Origin of the sequence: Aeromonas fluvialis, from assembly GCF_000819885.1 — a bacterium.
GTDB lineage: Bacteria > Pseudomonadota > Gammaproteobacteria > Enterobacterales > Aeromonadaceae > Aeromonas > Aeromonas fluvialis.
Map to the genome: position 1 here is coordinate 1 of NZ_CDBO01000020.1, position 20,857 is coordinate 20,857.

Genomic DNA, 20,857 nt, shown 5'->3' on the forward strand with positions numbered 1-20,857 from the left:
ATCTTGACGAACACCGCTGTCCCGACCACTGCCGCAACCGGCATCGACGATATGGCCACCGGGTGGCAGCAGCGGCAAAAAGTGCTGATAGAGAGGCTGCATATCGACACTCAGGGTACTGTCGGCAAATGCACGGGCGTGCTGATCGTAGTAAGCGATGGACATGAGGGAAGCACCGATAAGCAAAGTGGAAATACCCTATCAAAAACAATGGAGTAATGGAAACTTCAGCGTAAGAAGACTGTTCATATGACTACGGTGATATGGGTGCTGCTGTTACGACACTTACTCTCAAAGAGAGGAGCCTTTGCGAAACACTATTTTGTAAAATTCAAAAGTGTTTGGTATTTCCCAAGAGAAAAGCCAACAGGTTGGGTCTTTGTGAACCAGATGAACAAATAAAAAAGGGCCACCTCTTGCGAGGTGGCCCTTTCCAAACGTTTGGTGGAGCTGGGGGGATTTGAACCCCCGTCCAAAATTACTACATCCTTGGTACTACATGCTTAGTCACTCTTTACATTCGCCAACCCGCTGCGGAGAGACACGCCACGCATTGACTAGCTCGATTGGTTTTAATGCTTCCGCCCCGAGCAGGACTTCCACACGATCCTGTGAAGGATGACCTTCCGATTCCCTAGGACACAGGCAAGCTAGGGTAGAAGGGCTCTATGCAGGTTATTAAGCTGCTAGTGCGTAGTTTTCGTCGTTTGCGACTATTTTTTTGCGGTTTATTAACGAGGCCTACCGCACCTCGGCATGCACCTTGGGTTTCGTGAATCTTGTCGAATCCAGAATCAGCCCCAAGTTGTTAATTGCGATTGTACGCAAAAATGCTGTCATAGCAAGGCGTTGATACCCATTCCCTCTGGCAGCCAGTCTGTTTGCCGATTTATTGTACGCAGCTGAGCCTGAAGAGCCAGCTGCGCTGGGGGAAGGTGAACTGGCGTCCTGATCCTGCTAGTAGCAGGTTAGCCGCGATGCTTGTTCTTCATGATGCGGGCTTTTTCCCGATCCCATTCGCGGGCCTTGGTATCTTCGCGCTTGTCGTGCTCTTTCTTGCCCTTCACCAGACCGATCTCGACCTTGACCCAGCACTGTTTCCAATAGAGGGCGAGGGGAACTATGGTGTAGCCCTGACGGGCAATCAGGCTTTCGAGCTTGTCGAGTTCACGACGGCTCAGCAGCAGTTTGCGGGTCCGGGTCGGGTCACATACCACGTGGCTGGAGGCCGCTTGCAGTGGCAGGAAGCTGGAGCCGAACAGGTAGGCCTCGCCATCGCGGAAGATGACATAGGCTTCGCTGATGTTGGCCTTGCCCGCCCGCAGGGATTTGACTTCCCACCCTTGTAGGGACAGACCCGCTTCGATCTTCTCTTCGATGAAGTATTCGTGGCGCGCGGTTCTGTTGAGTGCAATGGTGCTGGACCCGGCTTTGTTTTTACTGTTTTTTTTGCTCATGACGGGCGATTTCCGGCAATGACTAGGAGGCTCGTATTATACGTAGGCCGGGGCGGCTGTAAAACGCGCAGCGGGTCAAGTGATGGCTTTCTGAGCGGTTTGGTCGAGGTTTTACCTCCACAACCCGAAACATGGTGATAAAATCGCGCTGATTGGATGAGGAAAAGCCATGCCCCGAATTACGCGCAGTGCCCTGGTGATGTTCAGTGCCGAACAGATGTTCAAGTTGGTTAACGATGTGGATGCCTATCCGCAGTTTTTGCCTGGCTGTGTTGGCAGCCGTGTCCACGAGGCTGGCGATGACTACATGATGGCGTCGGTCGATGTGGCCAAGGCGGGGATTGCCAAGACCTTTACCACTCGCAATCAGCTGGATGTGAACCGTCAGATCAGGATGGAGCTGGTGGATGGCCCGTTCCGCAAGCTGGCGGGCTGGTGGACCTTTACCCCGCTCGATGTGGATGCCTGCAAGGTGGAGTTTGATCTCGATTTCGAATTCACCTCCAAGCTGATCGAGGTGGCGTTCGGCCAGGTATTTCGCGATCTGGTGAGCGCCATGGTCTCTGCCTTCTCCAAGCGGGCGAAGGAGGTATACGGTGTCTGACCAGCTCAATATCGAGGTGGTCTACGCCTTGCCGCAGCAGCAGACGGTGATCGTGCTGCGGGTGGCGCCCGAGACCTGCGTGCTGGCGGCCATCGAGCAGTCGGGCATAGTGCAAAAGCACCCCGAGATCGATCTGGCGGTCAACAAGTTCGGCATCTACAGCCGTCCGGTGAAAGGGAGCGAGCAGTTGCACGATGGGGATCGCATCGAGATTTATCGTCCGCTGATCGCCGATCCGCGCGAGATGCGCAAAAAGCGCGCCGAGAGAGCCAAAGAGGAGGGGAGGGCCGATAGCGTCACTGGCGGCCGACCCGATGCCCACCGCAAGCGGGGCGAGTAGTTCCCACCGAGCTCATGAATTAAGCCTTCGTTCTTCCCCCTTTTCTTTTGTGTCGAGATAACGGCCATGCAATTTACGTCCATCCATAACCAACTCCTCTTTTATGTGGCCAGACACCACCAATGCACGCTGACTCAGCTTGGCTATTCGTTTGGTCATTCGCTCAAGCAAGCGGAGAAGGCTGCGCTGGCCGAGTTGGTGGATGCCGAGATGATCCATCGGGAGAAAGGTGGTCCTTACTGTCTGGCGATAGAGGGATTCTGGTATCTGCTCTATCTCCATTTCAACCACCCCCAAGATCTGCCTGGCGTACTGAAGTTTTCCAGTTGGAACTGGTCTTCCATGGCCACTAACCTGATGGATGGAAAAGGAGCCCAGTGGTATCGGGGGGGATTGAGCGCAAACGACAAGGCGGTTTTTGGCGCCTCTGGTGCAACACGGGTGTTTGGTAATCTCTCGCTGGCGCTGCAGAAGATCATTGTTGAGTGCTGGCAAGAGGAGGAGTTCCTTGGCGGACAAGCCTTGTATCCCTGGGGTGACCTGAGGATGGCGGGCGAAGGAATAGCCATGGCCGAGCGCCTCTCGTATATGCAGTTCGAGCAAGAGAACTTGCTGCTGGATCGGGAGTACGAGTGCCCCTGGAGTGCAGCCAATCTTGTCGGGTTATTGCGCGACTATCGGGGAGAAGCCGGCGCTCAGTGTCGCGTACTGGAACAGGCGCTATTTGACTGGCGGACAAATTCCAAACAGAAGGGCTTCTTCCCGGGGGCGTTGACGATCATTTGGCTTGGCCTGATGGCGGTAATGGGGGCGGATCTGGCCCGTTGGCAAAAGGAGGTGCTGACATGGGCCAAAAAGCAGATGCCTTGGTTAGTGAGTTATGTGGACTTGCTGGATGGCAAGACAGTCGCTTTTATCGACCAGGTATTACTTGAGTGGCGCGGTGAACTGGAGGCATTTACGCCGCAATCTTATGTACCGTTTGGCCAACTCTGGCTTGCCCTTTGTCTCATCTGGGCAGCGCAGGAGAACCGGCAGGGGGCAACTCAGCTGGCTGACTGGCAGGTGGAGCCCTTTTTGAGTGCGCCTCCCCAGCACCTGTTGATGGCGCTTTGCCAGGATCTGTTGCGCCTGCTGCTGGCGCGACCGACGACGCTTGCTATCTTCACTGTTTCCCGTCCTGAGCAGTGGGAGCGCTGGCTTGCCGCCTTGCCATCCTCTCGGGGCCCGCAGCCAAAGCGTGAGCGGTTGGTATGGCAACTGGGCTCGCGGGGTAATGAGCTGGTCTGTCGCCTGCAAAAAGAGAGCGTCAAGGGTGGCTGGAGCAGTGGTCGCCTCATTCACAACATGTGGGATGTCGATAACCTCTATCCCGAGGTGGCGGATGAGAAAGATTTGCAGATTGCACATCGGATGCAACGCAGTTATTTCCATGGTCCCGATATCGCGACCTTGCGCTTGCTGGCTGAGCATCCCCGGTTGCAAACCAGCGAGGGCACCCCGCTTGCCCTGCTGTTGAACTCGCCATTGCTGGCCATCAGGGAGCTGGAGGGCCGCTGGCAAGCCACCTTGATGAGCGATGGCAAAGCGATTGCGGTGACTGCGCACAAGAAGATCATGCCCATTGCCGCCGATCTATGGCAAGTGGAGGCGGTACCGGAACCAGTGCAAGAGTTGTTGCCCTATTTCGAGAACATGCCCGAGTTGCCTGCCGAAGCATTGCCAAAACTGGCCGATGCCCTCAATCAAATACCGCAGCTGGATTGGATCTGCGACCATCCTGAGCTGGCCAGCCATACCCGACTCAGCGCTTGTCCTGTCGATGCCGTGGTGTTGGCTGACTTGCAAAAAGAGACCCTCAACCTGCAGTTGGTAAACCAGCTGGCCGGAGGAAAAGCCATCCCTTTGGGCAATGGCGCCGAGTTCATCAAGGATTGGCAAACGCCACATCACTACTGGCAGCGGACATTGAAGCAAGAGAGAGCACTGGCCAAAAAAGTGGTCAAGGCACTCGGGCTGGCTGGCAAGGGCCCCTGGTCGCTGAGCGGCGTCGAGCTGATCCCCATGCTGGAACGGTTCGCGGCGCTGGACGATCTTGGGGTTCGCCTGCAATGGCACAGCGACAGTCAACGGGTCAGTTTGATTGGCGAGGAGGCGCTGACGCTACGCATTGAGCAGCAGCAGGAGTGGTTTGCCATCGATGGTGAGCTGCTGGTCGATCAGCAGCAGGTGCTGGATCTGCGCCTGTTATTGCGTCAGATCAGCAGCGGGCGACGCTATATCACGCTGGAGGGCAAACAGGCCCATATGATGCTCAGTGAGGGGCTGCTGGCTCGTCTGACTACGTTGGCAGCACTGGTAGATGAGAAGCAGCAGGTGAGTCAGCGGTTGGCGTATCCCTTGATGCACCTGCTTGAACAAGGGGCGGTCAGCGGGGATCAAGGGTGGCAAACCCTGACCGATGCCTGGCGTCAGGAGGCCCATTGCCCCGCTGAGTTGATGACTCCGCTACGGGAGTATCAGCAGGTGGGTGTGCAGTGGATGGCCAATCTGGCGCTTCACCGCTTCGGCGCCTGTCTTGCCGATGACATGGGGTTGGGCAAGACCATCCAGGCGTTGACCCTGCTGCGCCTTAGAAAAGAGCAGGGCCCCGCGCTGGTCATAGTGCCGAAGTCTCTGTTGGCCAACTGGTGTGATGAAGCGGCCCGTTTTGCACCGGATCTCACGGTGCAGGTGCTCAATGAGCAGCAAGACAGGGGGGCCGCTCTCGCCAACCTGGGGCCCGGAGCCCTCTTGTTGACTACCTATGGGCTGGTGGCCAGTCATGGCGAGCTCGGCGACATATCATGGGCCACCATAGTAGCGGATGAGGCGCAGCAGATTAAAAATGCCAGCACGGCGCGCGCCAAGGCGCTCTTCAATCTGGATGGTGCGTTTCGACTCGCCCTCAGTGGCACCCCGGTCGAGAACCATCTCGGGGAGCTCTGGAGCTTGTTCAACTTCATTAACCCAGGCCTTTTGGGTAATAAAACTCAATTCAAACAACGCTTTGGCAAGGCGAGTCGGGACCCCGCCCATCTTGCCCAGCTGAAAGGGGTGATCGCCCCCTTTGTGTTGCGTCGCCTCAAGCGCGAAGTGTTGGCCGAGTTGCCGGAAAAGACCGAGATTGTGCACCACGTCGAGCTGTCTGGAGAGGAGCAGGCTCTTTATGAGGCGAGCCGCCGCGAAGCAGTGAGCCAGATGGAGAGTGGTGAAGGGCACAACCTGATGCTGATGCTGAGTAATCTCACCCGGTTGCGCCGGATCTGCTGCTCTCCGGCCTTGATATTGCCTGATTGGCAACAACCGCAAAGCAAGCTGGATGCCGCTATGGAGCTGGCGCTGGAGGCGATTGATAACGGTCACCGGATCCTGGTGTTCAGCCAGTTTGTCGATCTGCTGACCTTGCTGCGCCAGCGCCTGGCAGATGCCGACCTCGACTACTGCTATCTCGATGGTTCTTGCAGTACCAAACAACGGCAACAGGCGATAGAGCGCTTCAAAACCCAGGCGATACCGCTGTTTTTGATCAGTTTGAAAGCGGGAGGAACCGGGCTCAATCTGACCGAGGCCGACACAGTGATCCATCTCGATCCCTGGTGGAATCCCGCAGTGGAAGATCAGGCCAGTGATCGGGTCCATCGTATTGGTCAGACTGAGCCCGTAACCGTTTATCGTCTGATGTGCGAGCAGACGGTGGAAGAAAAAATAGTAGCCCTGCATGCCCAGAAACGGGAACTGGCCGAAGGGGTGCTGGGGGATCAGCATCAGGTGGCCCAGATAGATGCAGACGTGATCAGGGGTCTGTTGACCACAGGATAATCCCACGCGGCATTATGCTGATTGTGGCTCGGTTGATCGGGCGGGAGCTGCGCAGTGGCGGCTCCCGCCTTTTTTCTTATTCGGATGCGCCTCCCAGACGGGCGCGTGCCCAGCTGGCCAGCAGATCGACACCGCTTTGCATCACCCGCTCATCGAAATCGAAGGCGTTGTGGTGATGGGGCGCCGCCAGATCGGCGCCCAGAATGAGATAAGCCGCCTCACCCCCCTGTTTTTGTACCCGCTCCATCAGAAAACCGGCATCTTCGCTGGCGCCAAAGCGGCGAGTCTGGATGGTGGCGAGCCCCTGTTTGCGGGCCAGTGCCGCCACTTCAGCTTGCAGCGCCGGGCTGTTCTCCAGGGCAATGGCTTCACCCTGTTTGATGATGCGATAGGTGACGTCGTGGGCGAGGGCGGTACCTTCGACGATCCGTTGCACCTGACCAAACATGTAGTCATTGAGGGCGCTGTCGGCACCACGGGTTTCCCCTTGCAACAGGGCGTGATCGGGAATGACGTTGCGCCCGCTGCCGCCATGGAGCTGGCCTATGTTGATGCGGGTCATGCCGTCGCGGTGGCGGGGAATACCGAGCATGGCGGTGGTGGCCATGCAGGCGGCTGCCAGCGCATTGTGGCCGGCGTTGGGTTCGAGCCCCGCGTGAGCGGCGGTGCCCAGGAAGTGAACATCGAACTTGGTGGAGCAGAGAAACTCGGTGGGGTTGATCACCAGCTCGCCACTGCCAGCATGAATGCCGATATGGAGTGAGAGTAAGGCATCCACGTCATCGAGTGCGCCACCGGCAGCCAGCGCCTTGCCACCGCGGCACCCCTCTTCGGCGGGTTGGAAGAAGAGCTTGATGCGGCCGCACAGTTGATCTTTCGTCGCCATCAATTGGCTGGCCAGCCCCATGCCGATGGCGGTATGGCCATCGTGGGCACAGGCATGCATCCAGCCTCTGTTGCGAGAGGCAAATCCCTCTTGTGCAGGCTGGTGTTGCTCGGCGTCGGATTCTTCTACCTCCACCGCGTCGATATCAAAGCGAAAGGCGAGGGTGGGGCCAGGACGGCCGGTATCCAGCTCTCCCATCAGCCCGGTGACATCGCCGATGCGTGCCAGCCAGTCGGGATGTGCCCCTTGGCTCAGGGCGCGGTTTTTTTCAGCGGCGACATCGAGATCGCGCCCCATCATCAGATTGCTGGCCATCAGTTTGTCGCCAAGAACGATCTGATAGCCGAGTTCGCACAGATGGTGGGCAATCAGGCTGGTGGTACGAAATTCTTTCCAGGCAGCTTCCGGCAGTCGGTGCAGGTCGCGGCGCCAGGTGATCAACTGTTCAAGAGTCATGGTATTTTCCGACTGGATCGCGGTATTCGCTCGAAGGCTTTGGGGGTGGGCCACATTCACTCGCATGCATGTTGGCAAGCTGCGCTTTTTTAACATCTCAATTAATTGCCGCTGGATCAAGTGCCCCCGTGTCGGTTGTCGTATCAGGGGGGAGTGTGCTGCGACCATCGACAGCCACAGAGCGGTGGATTGGGCCGTAAACAATGATAAACGGTGAATCCGGTCACATTTCGGGTGCTTGAAAAGCGTACCAGATTTGCGTACCGGGAGGATTACCCTGTACACCGTCAGTCATATCTTGCCACTAAGGACAGGCACAGAGTGATGACAACAACACACGCACCGCTACAGTTATGGGTTCATCTTGGTGTCAGCCTGAGCCGCAACTTGTTACAGCTGCCCGACACTCCGGCGCTGTCAGAGGCGTTGCGCCAGCAGTTGCAGCGGGCTCGTCAGAGCGGGGTGGATGCCGTAGTGGTGCCCATCAGTTGGCGCCATGTTGCCCCATTTTCACCGGAGCAGGCCAGCGATGCAGCCAGTTGGCGGCCCTATCGGCAATTATTCGCTATGGCGCGCCAGTTGGGACTCAAAGTAATACCAGATCTCTCGCTGGTGGCCAGGGGGATGAACGACAGTCGTTATATGACCTTGCTGCCGGGTTGGCTGTGGGGGCGTTTGCAGCAACAGCTGCCCGTCGGCGCCCCCCTCGATACCTTCAGTTTCCTCGACCAGTATGGCCGTGACAGTGTGGCGCTCACCTCGTTTTGGGGGCTTTCCTACACCAAGCCACTGTTTACGCAATTTTTGCAAGGGTTTGCTGATCACTTGGCCGATTTTGCCGATATGGTCCCGCATGTGATCCTCGGTATTGGCCCCGAGGGGGAGTGGCGTTATCCCCTGCTCGGTTATTATGCCGGTGAGGGGCTGGCGGCTGATTTTCCCTGTTTCAGCCAGCAGGCGCTGGTCGATCTGCGTACCACCCAACTGGCTCGCTATGGCTCTTTAACGGCTTGGCAACAAGCCTGGCAGTGTGGCGAACAGGATTTGGCTAACTTGACGGTATTGAAGCAGCAGTTGGTCGAGATCACCGCGGCGTTGCTGGCGGGCAAGGCGGGGGTGGCGCAAGCAGATTTTTATCACTGGTATCAAGCCTCGTTGGCCCATTACGGTAACCAGCTCCTGACACTGGCCGATCGGGTCTTTTGCGATCGCTGGCAGGCGGCCTCGCTGGGGGTCAGGTTGTCCGGGCGCTTGCCCCTGCTCAGAAACGGGGATGAGCACAGTGCAGCCCTGATCGCCGGTTTGGGGTTGCCGGGAGTAGAAGCAGAAGTAGAAGTAGAAGCAGAAATAGTGGCACCCGATAGCGCCCCGCGGTTTGCTTCCGTGCTGACACAATTGATCCCCAGCCAAGTGCGCGCTCGCTGCCGATTGTTGCTGACCGGCGCCGGGGCTTGCCAAGGGGAGCCTGCCCCCTCTCTGATGGCGCATTGGCAAGCTGCTGCGGTGGCGCTGGGGATCCCCCTGCTGGCAGAAAGTCAGCGTCAGTTGGTGCTTGATGATCATCCGCAATGGGAACACCTGATGAATACCGTGATCCAGCATGAGGCCTACGATGGTTGGGTGATCAGAGACCTCGATATTTTGATGGATCAACAGGTTGGTGAAACGCGGTTGCGCCAACTGACCCGACTGCGTCATGGCCAGGGTCAGGTTTCACGTCTGAATCACCGCGAGTTTCGGGTGATGGGGCCGCTGCACCTGAAAGTAGCCAATCGGCGTCAGCTGCTGTCAGAAGCTGAATGGCAACAGTTTGCGGATCAGGTCCGCGCGCTGCGTCGGATGGGGGTGACCGCTATCTCTACTGATTTGTGGTGGGGCTTGATCGAAGGGCGGCAAGCCGGTGTGTTTGACTGGACTTATTATGATCGTCTGGTCGCATTATTGGCGCAGCACGATATGCGCTGGGTGCCGATCCTGTCGTTTCATCAGGCCGGTGGCAATGTTAACGATGATTTTATGCAGACCATTCCCCTGTGGTTGTGGGGTCGGTTGCTCGAGAACCACCCCGAGCTTGATTCGGTGCGGGATCTGCAATATGTCAGTGAGACCGGTGACGCCTCGATGGAGTACATCTCGTTGTGGGCGGACCCTTATGTGCAGCCCTACTACGAGCGGTTCATGTCGGCATTTCGTGAGCATTTTGCCGCCCGGGCCGGGATGATCGCCGAAATCAATATCAGTCTGGGACCGGCCGGTGAGCTGCGCTATCCCAGTTACAATGCCCATGATTGGGGTAACTACCCCAACCGGGGCACATTGCAGTGCTACAGCCCCCTAGCCGAGCGGGACTGGCGGCGTCATCTGAGCGAGCGCTACCCCACGGTCGAGGCGCTCAACTATGCCTTCGGCACTCACTACCGCGCATTTGAAGATATTCCCATGCCACTGGCCGACGCGTTGTTTAACAACAAGGAGTATGTCTATTCGGCCTGGGCCCGAGAGTTTCTTGGCTGGTATCACGCTGCTCTGGTCACCCATGGTCAGCGGATCTTGCAGGCGGCGCTGGCATTGTTTGCGGTTGGCCGCTGGGCGGCGGTGCCGATTGGCATCAAGATCCCCGGCATCCATTGGGAGATCAGCGATCCGGCCTCCCCGCGGGTAGCGGAGATCACAGCCGGTCTGATCCGCCCCCATCCCACTCTCGGGCCCACCAATCAGCGCGAATATCTGCAACTCCTGGAGCAGTTGGTACCCTCAGGTTATCGTCATCGGGTGGTGGTGCATTTTACCTGCCTGGAGATGATCAATAAGGATTATGAAGGCTATTCGCGGGCCGCTGATCTGGTGGGGTGGTTTGCCGCCGCCGCCCATGAGCTGGGTATCGCCTTGATGGGCGAAAATGCCCTCGCCGGTGAACTCTATGGTGAACAGGGCTGGCAGCAGATGGCCAATGCCTTGCGAATGACCCCCGGATTTGGCGGGATCACCCTATTGAGGATGCAGAACTTTTTCGAAGAAGAGCCGCTGCCACGAGAGCGGTTACAGTGGCTGATCAATCAATTTCATTGAGTGTCAGCGCGCCTGGAGAGGGATTAGTGGTTGACCCCATGGCAACCCGATCGGGCTGACATGGGATCATTGCCGGTGTTGATCAGGCCGCGTGGTGGTAGGGCGCGGCGGTGAACAGCTGCTTGTTGGCCACCAGATCGATGGGGTCAAAATCATCGACGTTGATGGTGCGCAGGCGACTTACCTCGGCGCGGCGCAGCAGCTCTGCTTCGCTCTGGGTCAGTACGCCAGCGGCCAGACCCATGTCGGCCACCTTGTCCAGCGCCAGGAAGGGGCGCTTGATGCCATCGCTCTTGCAGACCTTCTCGAACAGCGGCTCGGCGGCCAGCACGTCATCGAGCGCCTGCTCCAGCAGGCCGAAGGGGTTGCCCTCTTCGCGGGTCAGATACTGCCCCTTGGCCAGGCGACTGCGGGTCTCGCTCGGGGTTTGCAGCAGACGGGCAACTTGTTGATCAAGCTTGTCGCTTGGACGCTTCAGGTCACGACCCAGCGGCAGCACCACGGCGCGCAGGGCGAGGCCAATCCAGCGGTTCGGGAAGTTGCGCAGCAGCTCGTCGATCGCCTCTTGGGCCTTGAACATGGCGTCGATCAGTGCCCAGTGCAGCAGGGGCAGGTCGGCCTGCTGGCGTCCCTCGTCCTGATAGCGCTTGAGGGCGCTGGAGGCCAGATAGAGCTGGCTCAACACGTCGCCAAGACGGGCGGAGACCCGTTCCTTGCGCTTGAGCTCGCCACCCAGGGTGCCCATCGCCATGTCTGACAGGAACGCCAGGTTGGCAGAGAGGCGGGAGAGCTGCTGGTAGTAGCCCTTGGTCTGATCCTTGTAAGGGGCCGCGGCAAAGCGGGCGCCGGTGATACCGAGCCAGAAGCTGCGTACCAGGTTGCTGATGGCAAAGCCGACGTGGCTGAACACCGCCTTGTCGAAATCCTTGAGCGCCTGCTCTTTATCCGGGTGGCTGGCAGCCAGCATCTCCGGCAGCACATACGGGTGGCAGCGGATAGCGCCCTGACCATAGATGATCATGCTGCGGGTCAGGATGTTGGCCCCTTCTACCGTAACGGCGATGGGGGCACCCTGATAGCCACGGGCCAGATAGTTGTTGGGGCCCATGCAGATCGCCTTGCCGCCGTGGATGTCCATGGCATCGATGATGCACTTCTGGGCACGGTCGGTGAGGTGGTATTTGACGATGGCGGAGATGACCGAGGGCTTCTCGCCAAGGTCGATACCGGTCACGGTCAGGTTGGCTGCGGCGCCCATGATGTAGGCGTTGCCGCCGATGCGGGCCAGCGGCTCTTCAATTCCTTCCATCTTGCCGATGGGCAGCTTGAACTGGCGACGGATGCGGCTGTAGGCGCCGCTCGCCAGGGCCAGCATTTTGACGCCGCCGGTGCTGTTGGAGGGCAGGGTGATGCCGCGACCGACCGAGAGGCACTCCACCAGCATGCGCCAGCCCTGACCGGCCATGGCCGGGCCACCGATGATGAAATCGAGCGGGACGAACACATCCTTGCCCTGGGTTGGGCCATTCTGGAACGGCACGTTGAGCGGGAAGTGACGGCGTCCGATCACGACCCCTTTGGTATGAGTCGGGATCAAGGCGCAGGTGATACCAAGCTCTTCCTCTTCACCCAGCAGGTGTTCCGGATCACGCAGTTTGAAGGCGAGGCCCAAGACGGTGGCGATAGGCGCCAGGGTGATGTAGCGCTTGTTCCAGGTGAGGCGCATACCGATCACCTCTTTGCCTTCCCACTCGCCCTTGCAGACGATACCGAAGTCGGGGATGGAACCGGCATCAGAACCCGCTTCCGGGCTGGTCAGGGCGAAACAGGGGATCTCTTTACCTACCGCCAGGCGGGGCAGGTAGTAATCTTTCTGCTCGTCGGTGCCATAGTGTTGCAGCAGTTCGCCCGGGCCCAGCGAGTTGGGTACGCCGACGGTGGAGGCGAGCACGGCGCTGGCGCCGCACAGCTTTTGCAGGACGCAGGACTGGGCGTAGGCCGAGAACTCCAGACCGCCATATTTCTTCTTGATGATCATGGCGAAGAACTTGTTGTCCTTCAGGTATTGCCACACCTCGGGGGAGAGATCCGCGCGCTCGTGGGTCACTTCCCAGTCGCTCACCATGCGGCACACCTCCTCGACCGGGCCATCCATAAAGGCCTGCTCTTCGGCAGAGAGGGCGCTGACCGGAATGGCGTGCAGCTTTTTCCAGTCCGGGTTGCCCGCGAACAGATCGGCTTCCCACCAGGTGGTGCCCGCTTCGATAGCCTCTTTCTCGGTGCGGGACATCTCCGGCATGATCGATTTGTAGATCTTGAACAGCGGCTTGGTTATTTGATTGCGGCGAAATTCCACCAGATTGAGCGGGATGGCGATCACCGCGAACAGCGCCCATACCAGCAAGGGCACATGACCATAGATGGCGCCAAGCACTAGGGCGGCGCCGGTGACTAGGGTGGAGATGAACAGGGAGCCCCGGCGATATGCCAGGGCTCCGATAACCAGGATCACCCCGAGCAGAGTGAGGGTCGTCGTCATTGCGTGCTCCTTGCGTGGTTAGGTTGCCAACGTGGCTTAACTGATCCAGAGGTCTGACCTGTTGGATGTGGCCCCTGTTGTAATTCATACGCACAAAGTTATCAAGCTGTTTACATCCTATTTACCTTCTCTCTGTGATCCCCATAACGCTCACGCGCCGCCAGCGCTGTGGTGCGCAGGGGGCGACTGTGCGATTGGCTTGTGCGAGAATAGTCGCGGGTTACAGGCATACCAGATAACGTGGAAGAGACATCATGTACCAAGAATTGATCCGCAATGAACTGACTGAAGCGGCCAGCGTGCTGCAAGCCTTCCTGGCCGACGAACAGAATCTGAAGAATATCGAAGCGGCCGCCAAACTGCTGGCTGACTCCTTCAAAGAAGAGGGCAAGGTACTCTCCTGCGGTAACGGTGGCTCCCACTGCGACGCCATGCACTTTGCCGAGGAGCTGACCGGTCGTTATCGTGAGAACCGCCCCGGTTACGCCGGGATCGCCATCTCCGACCCGAGCCACCTCTCCTGCGTTTCCAACGACTTTGGCTATGACTATGTCTTCTCCCGCTACGTAGAAGCGGTCGGTCGTCGTGGCGACGTGCTGCTTGGTATCTCCACCAGCGGCAACTCCGGCAACATTCTGAAAGCCATCGAGGCGGCTCGCGCCAAAGGGATGAAAGTGATCGCCCTGACCGGCAAGGATGGCGGCAAGATGGCAGGTCTGGCGGATGTCGAGATCCGGGTGCCGCATTTTGGCTATGCCGACCGCATTCAGGAAGTGCACATCAAGGTGATCCACATCCTGATCCAGCTGGTCGAAAAAGAGATGGCCAAATAAGTGATAGTGACACCGGGCAGGAGTGTGCCTGTCCGGCATCGCCAATCTGGATAAGCGGCTTGATGCAAAAAAAGTTATGCTTTTCTGCCAAGTCAGTCAGATGAACAAGTAGTCAAGGAAGGAGTGGTCCAGATATGTGCGAACTGCTCGGCATGAGTGCCAATGTGCCGACCGATATCTGCTTCAGTTTTACCGGCCTGATGCTGCGCGGTGGCAAGACCGGGCCTCACAAGGATGGCTGGGGGATCACCTTTTATGAAGGGAAGGGATTTCGTACCTTCAAGGACCCCGAACCCAGCGCTCACTCTCCCATCGCCAGGCTGGTACAGGCGCTGCCCATCAAGAGCTGCGCCGTAGTCAGTCATATCCGCCAGGCCAACCGGGGCTGTGTATCGCTGGAAAATACCCACCCCTTTACCCGTGAGCTGTGGGGGCGTTACTGGACCTTCGCCCACAACGGTCAGCTGACCGGCTACAAGAAGCTGACGACCGGGCGGCACAGACCGGTGGGGGATACCGACAGCGAACACGCTTTCTGCTGGCTGCTCGATCGGCTGGAGCAGAAGTATCCCAGGCGGCCCGCCAACTTTCCCGCCATGTTTCGCTATCTCGCCACCCTGTGCGACGAGCTGAGAGCATTCGGGGTGTTCAACATGCTGCTCTCGGACGGGGAGTATGTGATGACCTTTTGCTCTAACAACCTGCACTGGTTGACCCGGCGAGCCCCCTTTGGCGAGGCAAGCCTGCTGGATGAGGAGGTGGTGATCGACTTTCAAAGCGAGACCACCCCCAACGATGTGGTGACCCTGATCACCACTCGTCCGCTAACCGGCAATGAGAACTGGGTCAAGATGGCTCCCGGCGAGTTTAATCTGTTTCGCATGGGGGAACGGGTGGCGACCAATCAGGGCGTGCCTGAGTGAGATAAAAAAATACCAGGGTAGATACCTACCCTGGTTCTTCGCAGCAGCCATAAAAGGCAAAAGGGATGAGAGGTGTTGCTGAGCATCATAAGTCTGACGGATTGATTGTTGATCCTTTGTTAATTTGATGCAATCTCGCTGTTGTTTTCCCAAGCGTTTCTACGTCGCGATTTCGATATTGATCACATCTTTTGCCACTTTACTCCCTGAATCATCCCATCAAATGTTTCATCACTATCACTGCCTTGCTGTGAGCCACGACATCGCAAATTATCTATAGTATGGTCTGTTTGAATACCGTTCTGGAGGGGGCTCGCATGGAGTGGGTAGATCGTAAGGTGTTGCAGCAGCTGGCAGAGGATATCGGTCCGGATATGCTGCCCGTGGTTATCGCAGTCTTTATTGAAGAGGTGGGCGAGCAGCTGAGTCAGCTCAGACCCCTCTATGAGCAGGGAGAGTGGGAGGCGCTGGCACGGGTGGCACACAGCATGAAATCATCCTGTGGCAGCTACGGCGCCATGCCGAGCTACCAGCAGGTGATGGCACTGGAGATGGCCAGCAAGCAGGCCGATGTGGCCGAGGCAGAGCGCCAGTTGCAACTGCTGGAGGCCTCCTTACCTCAGGTGCTCGCGTTTCTTTCCGATTATCAGTAGCGGCGCCATGCTGGGATGCCGTGGCGCCGTGGCGCCGTGGCCTAACGCTGGTTGAGCAGTTGCTGGATGATCCGGTCTAGCGCCAGTTTCAGCTTCAACCGATCGTGCCGATGGGGCAGCTCAAGCTCACCCAGTTCGGCTTCGATCAGCCGTCCTTGCCAGTCCCCCGCATCACCCGCGCCCTGTGGGGCCAGGATGGCATCCAGCCGACCCTGACCGACCCGGGACTCCAGCCAGCGACACTGACCAATCAGGTTCAACTGGCTGGCGGGGCCGTTTTCCGCCACCAGATTGCAGACGAAAACCAGCATGGCGCTGCTCTCGTTGATGGCCTGGGCGATCTCGGCCAGCAGCAGTGGCGGCATGATGGAGGTGAGAAAACTGCCCGGCCCCAGAATGATCATGTCCGCCTGCTGCAGTGCCAGCACCGCTTCCCGCGTCGCTTGCACCTCCGGCATCAGGCCGAGGGAGAGGGGCGGTGTTGCCAGTTGATCGATGGAGACCTCTCCCAGGATCTGGGTGCCACACTCCATATGGGCGCAGAGATCGGTGGGAAATTCAGACATGGGTAGCAATTGTGACTCGATTTTGAGCATGTCACTGATCAGCTTGATAGCATCAAGCGGTCGGACACAGAGATTATCGAGCGCCAGCAGCATCAGGTTGCCAAGGTTGTGGCCCGCCAGCTCGCCTTTGCCGGCGAAGCGGTACTCGAACAACAGGCTGCCGATGCTGGGTTCGGTCACCAGCTGGTTCAGGCAGTTACGCAGATCGCCCCAAGCGATGCACTCCTGGCTCTTGCGCAGGCGCCCGGTCGAGCCACCATCATCTGTGGTGGTGACGATGCCGGTGAGCCGTTGACCGAGAAACGAGAGGGACGAAAGCACTCGTCCCATGCCGTGGCCACCACCGATGGCAACGACCCGATCGAAGTCATTGATGTTTTTTTGCCACATATGGGTGTCCTGTCATTGGTCTCAGTTGACCGCTATGTTAGCAAGCGAAGCGAGATAATTGTTTGATAAAGGTATGATTTTTGCTTGAGGCTGCCATTCGATAAAACAAGGAGATGGTGTTGAAATTTCTGACCGTTCACTCTCTCGCCCAGAATTCATCGCTGGCGGCCAGAGAAATCTGTGCGCGTTTGTATCACCACTCCCGTCAGGCTCCCTCCCTGTTGCTGGTTTATTTTACCCAGGCTCATGATGGCGCGATACTGCGCGAAGCGCTCAAACACCACTTTCCGACGACCCGTCTGCTGGGATGCAGCTCCTGTGGTGGCGTGATGACCGAGACGGGCCATCATGTCCGAGATGGATATGGGCTGGCGGTGGCGGCCCTGTATGACGAGAAAGGGGCTTTCGGGGTGGCCGGAGCCAGCGGTGAGCAGGTGGATGTACGGCAGTTGCTGCGCCATGCCATGCATGATTGCGGACGACCTGGCGAGCTGCCTCAGCTGATCCTGTTCCATGCCAGTCCGGGCCGGGAGGAGGGGCTGCTGGCCGGCATGGAAGCCGAACTCGGTGCCTCTGTGCCAGTGGTCGGCGGCTCGGCTGCAGACAACAACGTCAGCGGCGAGTGGCAGCTCTGTTGGGATGAAGCTGTCAGTTCGGATGGCATTGTACTGGCCGTGCTCTATCCCGATTGTCAGCTGGCCTTTCAGTTTCACTCAGGCTACATGCCGGCAGAGTTCAGTGGCGAGATCACTGCCTGCGAAGGGCGGGAGGTGCTCACCATCGATCACCAGCCTGCCGCCGAGGTTTATGCCCGTTGGTGCGGGCGTACGCACCCCTGGCATGTGGGGCCGATCTTGAGTGAGACCACGCTCAACCCGCTGGCCCGTCAAGTGGGCACGCTGGATGGGATACCCTATTACAAGCTTTCCCATCCCGAAGCGGTTACCCCGCAGGGGGGCCTGCGGCTCTTTACCGATGTGGTGCAGGGAGAGCGGTTGCTGCTGATGTATAGCAGCCAGGAGGGGCTGCTGCAGCGCAGCCTCAACGCCATTCGGATTGAGCCTGCCTATGGCGTCGATGCCGAGTTGTTCCCGATTGGCGCGCTTATTATCTTTTGTGCCGGTTGCCGTTTAGCTCTTGGTGATATGTTGTGCCAGTTTGTCGAGCAGAGCCAGGCTCGCCTCGGCAGGATCCCTTTTATTACCCCCTTTACGTTCGGCGAACAGGGGCGGCTGCCTAATGGCGAACTGGCCCATGGCAATCTGATGGTATCGAGCGTGATCTTTCTGACCAGTTGAGCAGAGCAGGATACAAGATGATTGGCAACAGTGAACTGGAAGCCCTTGGCGACAAACTGCAGGCGACCCTGGTCGATCTCATGCGCTGTCGTGAGCGTGAGGTCAAGTATCGTCATGAATCCCATACCCTGCTGAAAGGGGTGGCCACACTGGCTGATGCCAAAACGCTGGAGCAGGTGCTGGAGAGCCTGATTCAGGTGCTCAAACCCTTTATCGGATTTGAACATGCGGATGTGGTGGCCTGGAGTGGCGAACAGGGCGTTACCCAACTCAGTACCGAGCCGGCACAGTGCGGTCGCTGCTGGTTGATGACCCCGGCCTTTGGTCGCGCCATTGCCGGAGAGACGCTGGTGATCTATGACCCGCTCCAGTTGCCTGAACTGGCACCACTAGTGAGCGAGCCGGGCTGGGCCAGCCTGATGTTCACCGGGCTGCAGGCCCCCGGCTTTACCGCCGTTATCCTCTGTCGACACTCACTGGCTGGCGCCTTCGATCTGACCAGCAAAGCGGCTATGCAGCGCTGCCGTCCGTTGATTTCACAGGCGCTGGTCAACATTGCCTATCGGGCCCGTTTGCAGGAGCAGGTTGAGTTAAAAACCCAGGCGCTGCAGGCCAGCGAACGCCGTTTTCGCAGTTTTGCCGCCATGGCCTCCGACTGGTTCTGGGAGACGGATGCCGAGCACAGACTCAGCTATGCTTCGGGGCCCGGTTACCTTGATGAGATGACCCCGCTGGCGACCCGGCCGACCCTCTATGACTGTGTTTGCAACAAGCAGGGCGCCGAGTCACAGGTATATCTCGGCCTATTGGAGCAGCGTAAACCGGTCAGGGCTGTCCGCATGCAGGTTGCGATGCTCGATGGTCCCCGCTGGATGGAGGTGAGTGCCGAACCCTGTTTTGATGATGGAGGGGCCTTTACCGGATATCGCGGTACCGCCCGGGATATCAGCAACCAGATCCGCCGTGAAGAGGAGCTGGCGCGGGCGCGGGATGAGGCTGAAGCCGCCAACCGTGCCAAGTCCCAGTTTCTGGCCATGATGACCCACGAGATCCGCTCGCCCATGAATGCGGTGTTGGGGATGCTCGATCTGGTGCAGCATGCCGAGCTGGCACCGGAGCAGCATAGCCTGCTGCGCCATGCCACCCACTCGGCCAGAATGCTGCAAACCATCATCGACGACGTACTCGACTTTTCGAAAATCGAGTCGCAAACCCTGGTGTTCCACTGCGAGAGCCTACAGCCGATCCAGCTGTGCCAATCCTTGGTCGAGCCGCTGCAGGCCCGCGCGGCCGCCAAGGGGATCGCGCTGGTTTATCGGGTCGATGAGTCTGTGCCCCGGGAGCTGCAGGGGGACCCGATGCGTCTCTCCCAGGTGATGGGCAATCTGCTGGACAACGCCCTCAAATTTACCGAGCAGGGGCAGGTGACACTGCACCTCGGCTGGCAGGATGAGAGGTTGCGGGTCTCGGTCTCGGACACAGGTATCGGGATCGGCGAGGCGGATCAGGCCAAGCTGTTTGAGCCCTTCTCCCAGGTCGACAACTCGGCCACCCGCCGTTTTTCAGGAACAGGGCTGGGGCTGGCCATCAGCAAGCGTCTGGTGTCGCTTATGGGGGGAGAGATCCACCTGAAGAGCGAGCCGGGCAAGGGAAGCTGTTTCTGGTTTGAACTGGCTGACATGGCGCTGCCCTGCGACTGTCAGCCGGCGAAAGAGGAGGGGGGTGTTTCCTTGCTGCCACTGGATGTACTGGTGGTGGAAGACAGCCCGGTGAACCAGCTGGTGGTATCGCTGATGCTGCAAAAGCTGGTGAGCAAGGTGCGTCTGGCGGCCAATGGTCTGGAGGCGCTTGCGCAAGTGGCAGAGCGGCGGCCCGACCTCATCTTGATGGATATGCGGATGCCATTGATGGACGGGCTGGAGGCCACCAGACAGTTGCGGGAGCTGGGATGTACCATGCCGATTGTGGCCTTGACGGCCAATGCGATGGCGGAGGACAAGGCGTGCTGTCTCGCGCAGGGGATGGATGATTTCCTCGCCAAGCCCATCACCTTGTCACGACTCAGGGATTGTTTGCAGCGTCACTTTGGTCAGCGGTTGCCGACGCGCGGATAAAAAAAATGGTCAACTTTGTGGGTTGACCAGTTCTTCAGCAAATACTGAAGAGAGCACGGGATAAATCGGGTTGTAACAAACCATATGAAAAATCTGTGCCAACTTTATTTTGGACTCTTTTGTGTTCATTTTGGCCGTATAGCGCAACGGCTCTCTCTTGTTATGGCTTATTGCGTTCCTACTCTTTAGCGAAATGGGAATTTCATATTTTCATTATTGGAATAATTGCATTTTGCAACGCTGCTTTTGTCATTGTGAAATCAGGCGATGCAGGAATTTACGGGCTGCTTCACTGTTTTGTTTGGCTATCAGCATCTGCTTTTCATAAATCGGCATCGGCAATATCTCGAGCCAGCGCTGGCAGAGCCAGGCGGCATCTTCAAAGCGCTTGTCCGGATAGAGCTCATCAAGCTCAGGATACTGCTCGAACACTTCCCGCAGGCGATTGACCAGCAGCTTGTCGTTGAAATCGGAGTGGGTGCTCGGCCAGTTGGGCAGCATCTCCACTTTTGAACGGCGCAGGCCTATCTCATCGGTTTCCATCTCGTGGATGCAAAACCGCTCCAGACCGAGTACGGTCACGCCTAACAGACCATCGTTGAGGGTGTAGAAGTCTGTCACCTTGACCCGGGTACCTACCGGCAGAATGCGGCCGGATTGTCCCGAGGTGGTGGACTCCTCCATCACGATGCCAAAGCCCTGATCGTTGATGAACGACTCCTTGAGCATCTGCAGATGATGGGGTTCGAACAGACGCAGAGGAAGCTTGCCGCCCGGCAGTATGTGAGAAGGCAAAGGGAACAGTGCCAAAGGTTGTAGTTTCATGTTCCATCCTCCATTGAGTCGTTGCTGAATATGACAATGCAGC

Annotated in this window: 14 protein-coding genes and 1 other RNA gene; 9 read left to right on the forward strand and 6 right to left on the reverse strand. The window is 58.2% G+C overall.

What is annotated here, in order from left to right:
• Nucleotides 1-442: 442 nt before the first annotated feature.
• Nucleotides 443-802, reverse strand: a transfer-messenger RNA (tmRNA) gene (gene ssrA, locus BN1125_RS18415).
• Between the two features lie 166 nt (nucleotides 803-968).
• Nucleotides 969-1,457 (reverse strand): SsrA-binding protein SmpB, encoded by a 489-nt coding sequence (smpB, locus tag BN1125_RS04815; RefSeq protein ID WP_005334498.1) that lies wholly within the window; start codon nucleotides 1,455-1,457, stop codon nucleotides 969-971.
• A gap of 169 nt (nucleotides 1,458-1,626) precedes the next feature.
• Between smpB and BN1125_RS04820 the strand changes: the two genes are divergently transcribed.
• The 3 genes from BN1125_RS04820 (at nucleotide 1,627) to BN1125_RS04830 (ending at nucleotide 6,262) form a co-directional block, all read left to right on the forward strand.
• On the forward strand, nucleotides 1,627-2,061 hold the full coding sequence (locus BN1125_RS04820) for an SRPBCC family protein (protein ID WP_042010992.1): 435 nt from the start codon (nucleotides 1,627-1,629) through the stop codon (nucleotides 2,059-2,061).
• Entirely contained in the window at nucleotides 2,054-2,401 is a 348-nt protein-coding gene (locus BN1125_RS04825; protein ID WP_042010993.1) for an RnfH family protein, read from the forward strand. Before BN1125_RS04820 ends, BN1125_RS04825 begins: the two co-directional genes overlap by 8 nt.
• 66 nt (nucleotides 2,402-2,467) lie before the next feature.
• Nucleotides 2,468-6,262 (forward strand): DEAD/DEAH box helicase, encoded by a 3,795-nt coding sequence (locus BN1125_RS04830; protein ID WP_052446070.1) that lies wholly within the window; start codon nucleotides 2,468-2,470, stop codon nucleotides 6,260-6,262.
• Between the two features lie 76 nt (nucleotides 6,263-6,338).
• Here BN1125_RS04830 and BN1125_RS04835 read toward each other — a convergent pair whose 3' ends face one another.
• On the reverse strand, nucleotides 6,339-7,604 hold the full coding sequence (locus BN1125_RS04835) for an amidohydrolase (RefSeq protein WP_042010994.1): 1,266 nt from the start codon (nucleotides 7,602-7,604) through the stop codon (nucleotides 6,339-6,341).
• Between the two features lie 324 nt (nucleotides 7,605-7,928).
• Here BN1125_RS04835 and BN1125_RS18100 point away from each other — a divergent pair, with 324 nt between their 5' ends.
• Nucleotides 7,929-10,673 (forward strand): family 14 glycosylhydrolase, encoded by a 2,745-nt coding sequence (locus BN1125_RS18100; RefSeq protein WP_084202257.1) that lies wholly within the window; start codon nucleotides 7,929-7,931, stop codon nucleotides 10,671-10,673.
• Between the two features lie 82 nt (nucleotides 10,674-10,755).
• Here BN1125_RS18100 and fadE read toward each other — a convergent pair whose 3' ends face one another.
• Nucleotides 10,756-13,212, reverse strand: a complete 2,457-nt coding sequence (gene fadE / locus BN1125_RS04845) for an acyl-CoA dehydrogenase FadE (protein ID WP_042010996.1) — start codon at nucleotides 13,210-13,212, stop codon at nucleotides 10,756-10,758.
• Between the two features lie 254 nt (nucleotides 13,213-13,466).
• Between fadE and lpcA the strand changes: the two genes are divergently transcribed.
• The 3 genes from lpcA (at nucleotide 13,467) to BN1125_RS04860 (ending at nucleotide 15,621) form a co-directional block, all read left to right on the forward strand.
• Nucleotides 13,467-14,045: a D-sedoheptulose 7-phosphate isomerase gene (gene lpcA, locus BN1125_RS04850; RefSeq protein WP_005334485.1), complete on the forward strand. Its 579-nt coding sequence runs from the start codon at nucleotides 13,467-13,469 to the stop codon at nucleotides 14,043-14,045.
• Between the two features lie 134 nt (nucleotides 14,046-14,179).
• Nucleotides 14,180-14,968 (forward strand): class II glutamine amidotransferase, encoded by a 789-nt coding sequence (locus tag BN1125_RS04855; protein WP_042010997.1) that lies wholly within the window; start codon nucleotides 14,180-14,182, stop codon nucleotides 14,966-14,968.
• 317 nt (nucleotides 14,969-15,285) lie between these two features.
• The gene (locus BN1125_RS04860) at nucleotides 15,286-15,621 is read left to right on the forward strand and encodes an Hpt domain-containing protein (protein WP_042010998.1); all 336 of its coding nucleotides are present in this window, start codon (nucleotides 15,286-15,288) and stop codon (nucleotides 15,619-15,621) included.
• Between the two features lie 41 nt (nucleotides 15,622-15,662).
• Here the strand turns inward: BN1125_RS04860 and BN1125_RS04865 are convergent, their stop codons facing one another.
• Entirely contained in the window at nucleotides 15,663-16,577 is a 915-nt protein-coding gene (locus BN1125_RS04865; protein WP_042010999.1) for a gluconeogenesis factor YvcK family protein, read from the reverse strand.
• A 113-nt stretch (nucleotides 16,578-16,690) separates the two neighbouring features.
• Between BN1125_RS04865 and BN1125_RS04870 the strand changes: the two genes are divergently transcribed.
• Nucleotides 16,691-17,875 carry an FIST signal transduction protein gene (locus BN1125_RS04870; RefSeq protein WP_042011000.1) on the forward strand — a complete coding sequence of 395 codons (1,185 nt, stop codon included), beginning with the start codon at nucleotides 16,691-16,693 and terminating at the stop codon, nucleotides 17,873-17,875.
• A 17-nt stretch (nucleotides 17,876-17,892) separates the two neighbouring features.
• The gene (locus tag BN1125_RS04875) at nucleotides 17,893-19,989 is read left to right on the forward strand and encodes a PAS domain-containing hybrid sensor histidine kinase/response regulator (protein ID WP_042011001.1); all 2,097 of its coding nucleotides are present in this window, start codon (nucleotides 17,893-17,895) and stop codon (nucleotides 19,987-19,989) included.
• 249 nt (nucleotides 19,990-20,238) lie between these two features.
• On the opposite strand, the gene BN1125_RS04880 is transcribed toward BN1125_RS04875, so the two are convergent.
• A complete protein-coding gene (locus BN1125_RS04880) occupies nucleotides 20,239-20,814 on the reverse strand; it encodes an LON peptidase substrate-binding domain-containing protein (protein WP_042011002.1) in 576 nt (191 codons plus the stop codon).
• Nucleotides 20,815-20,857 lie beyond the last annotated feature (43 nt).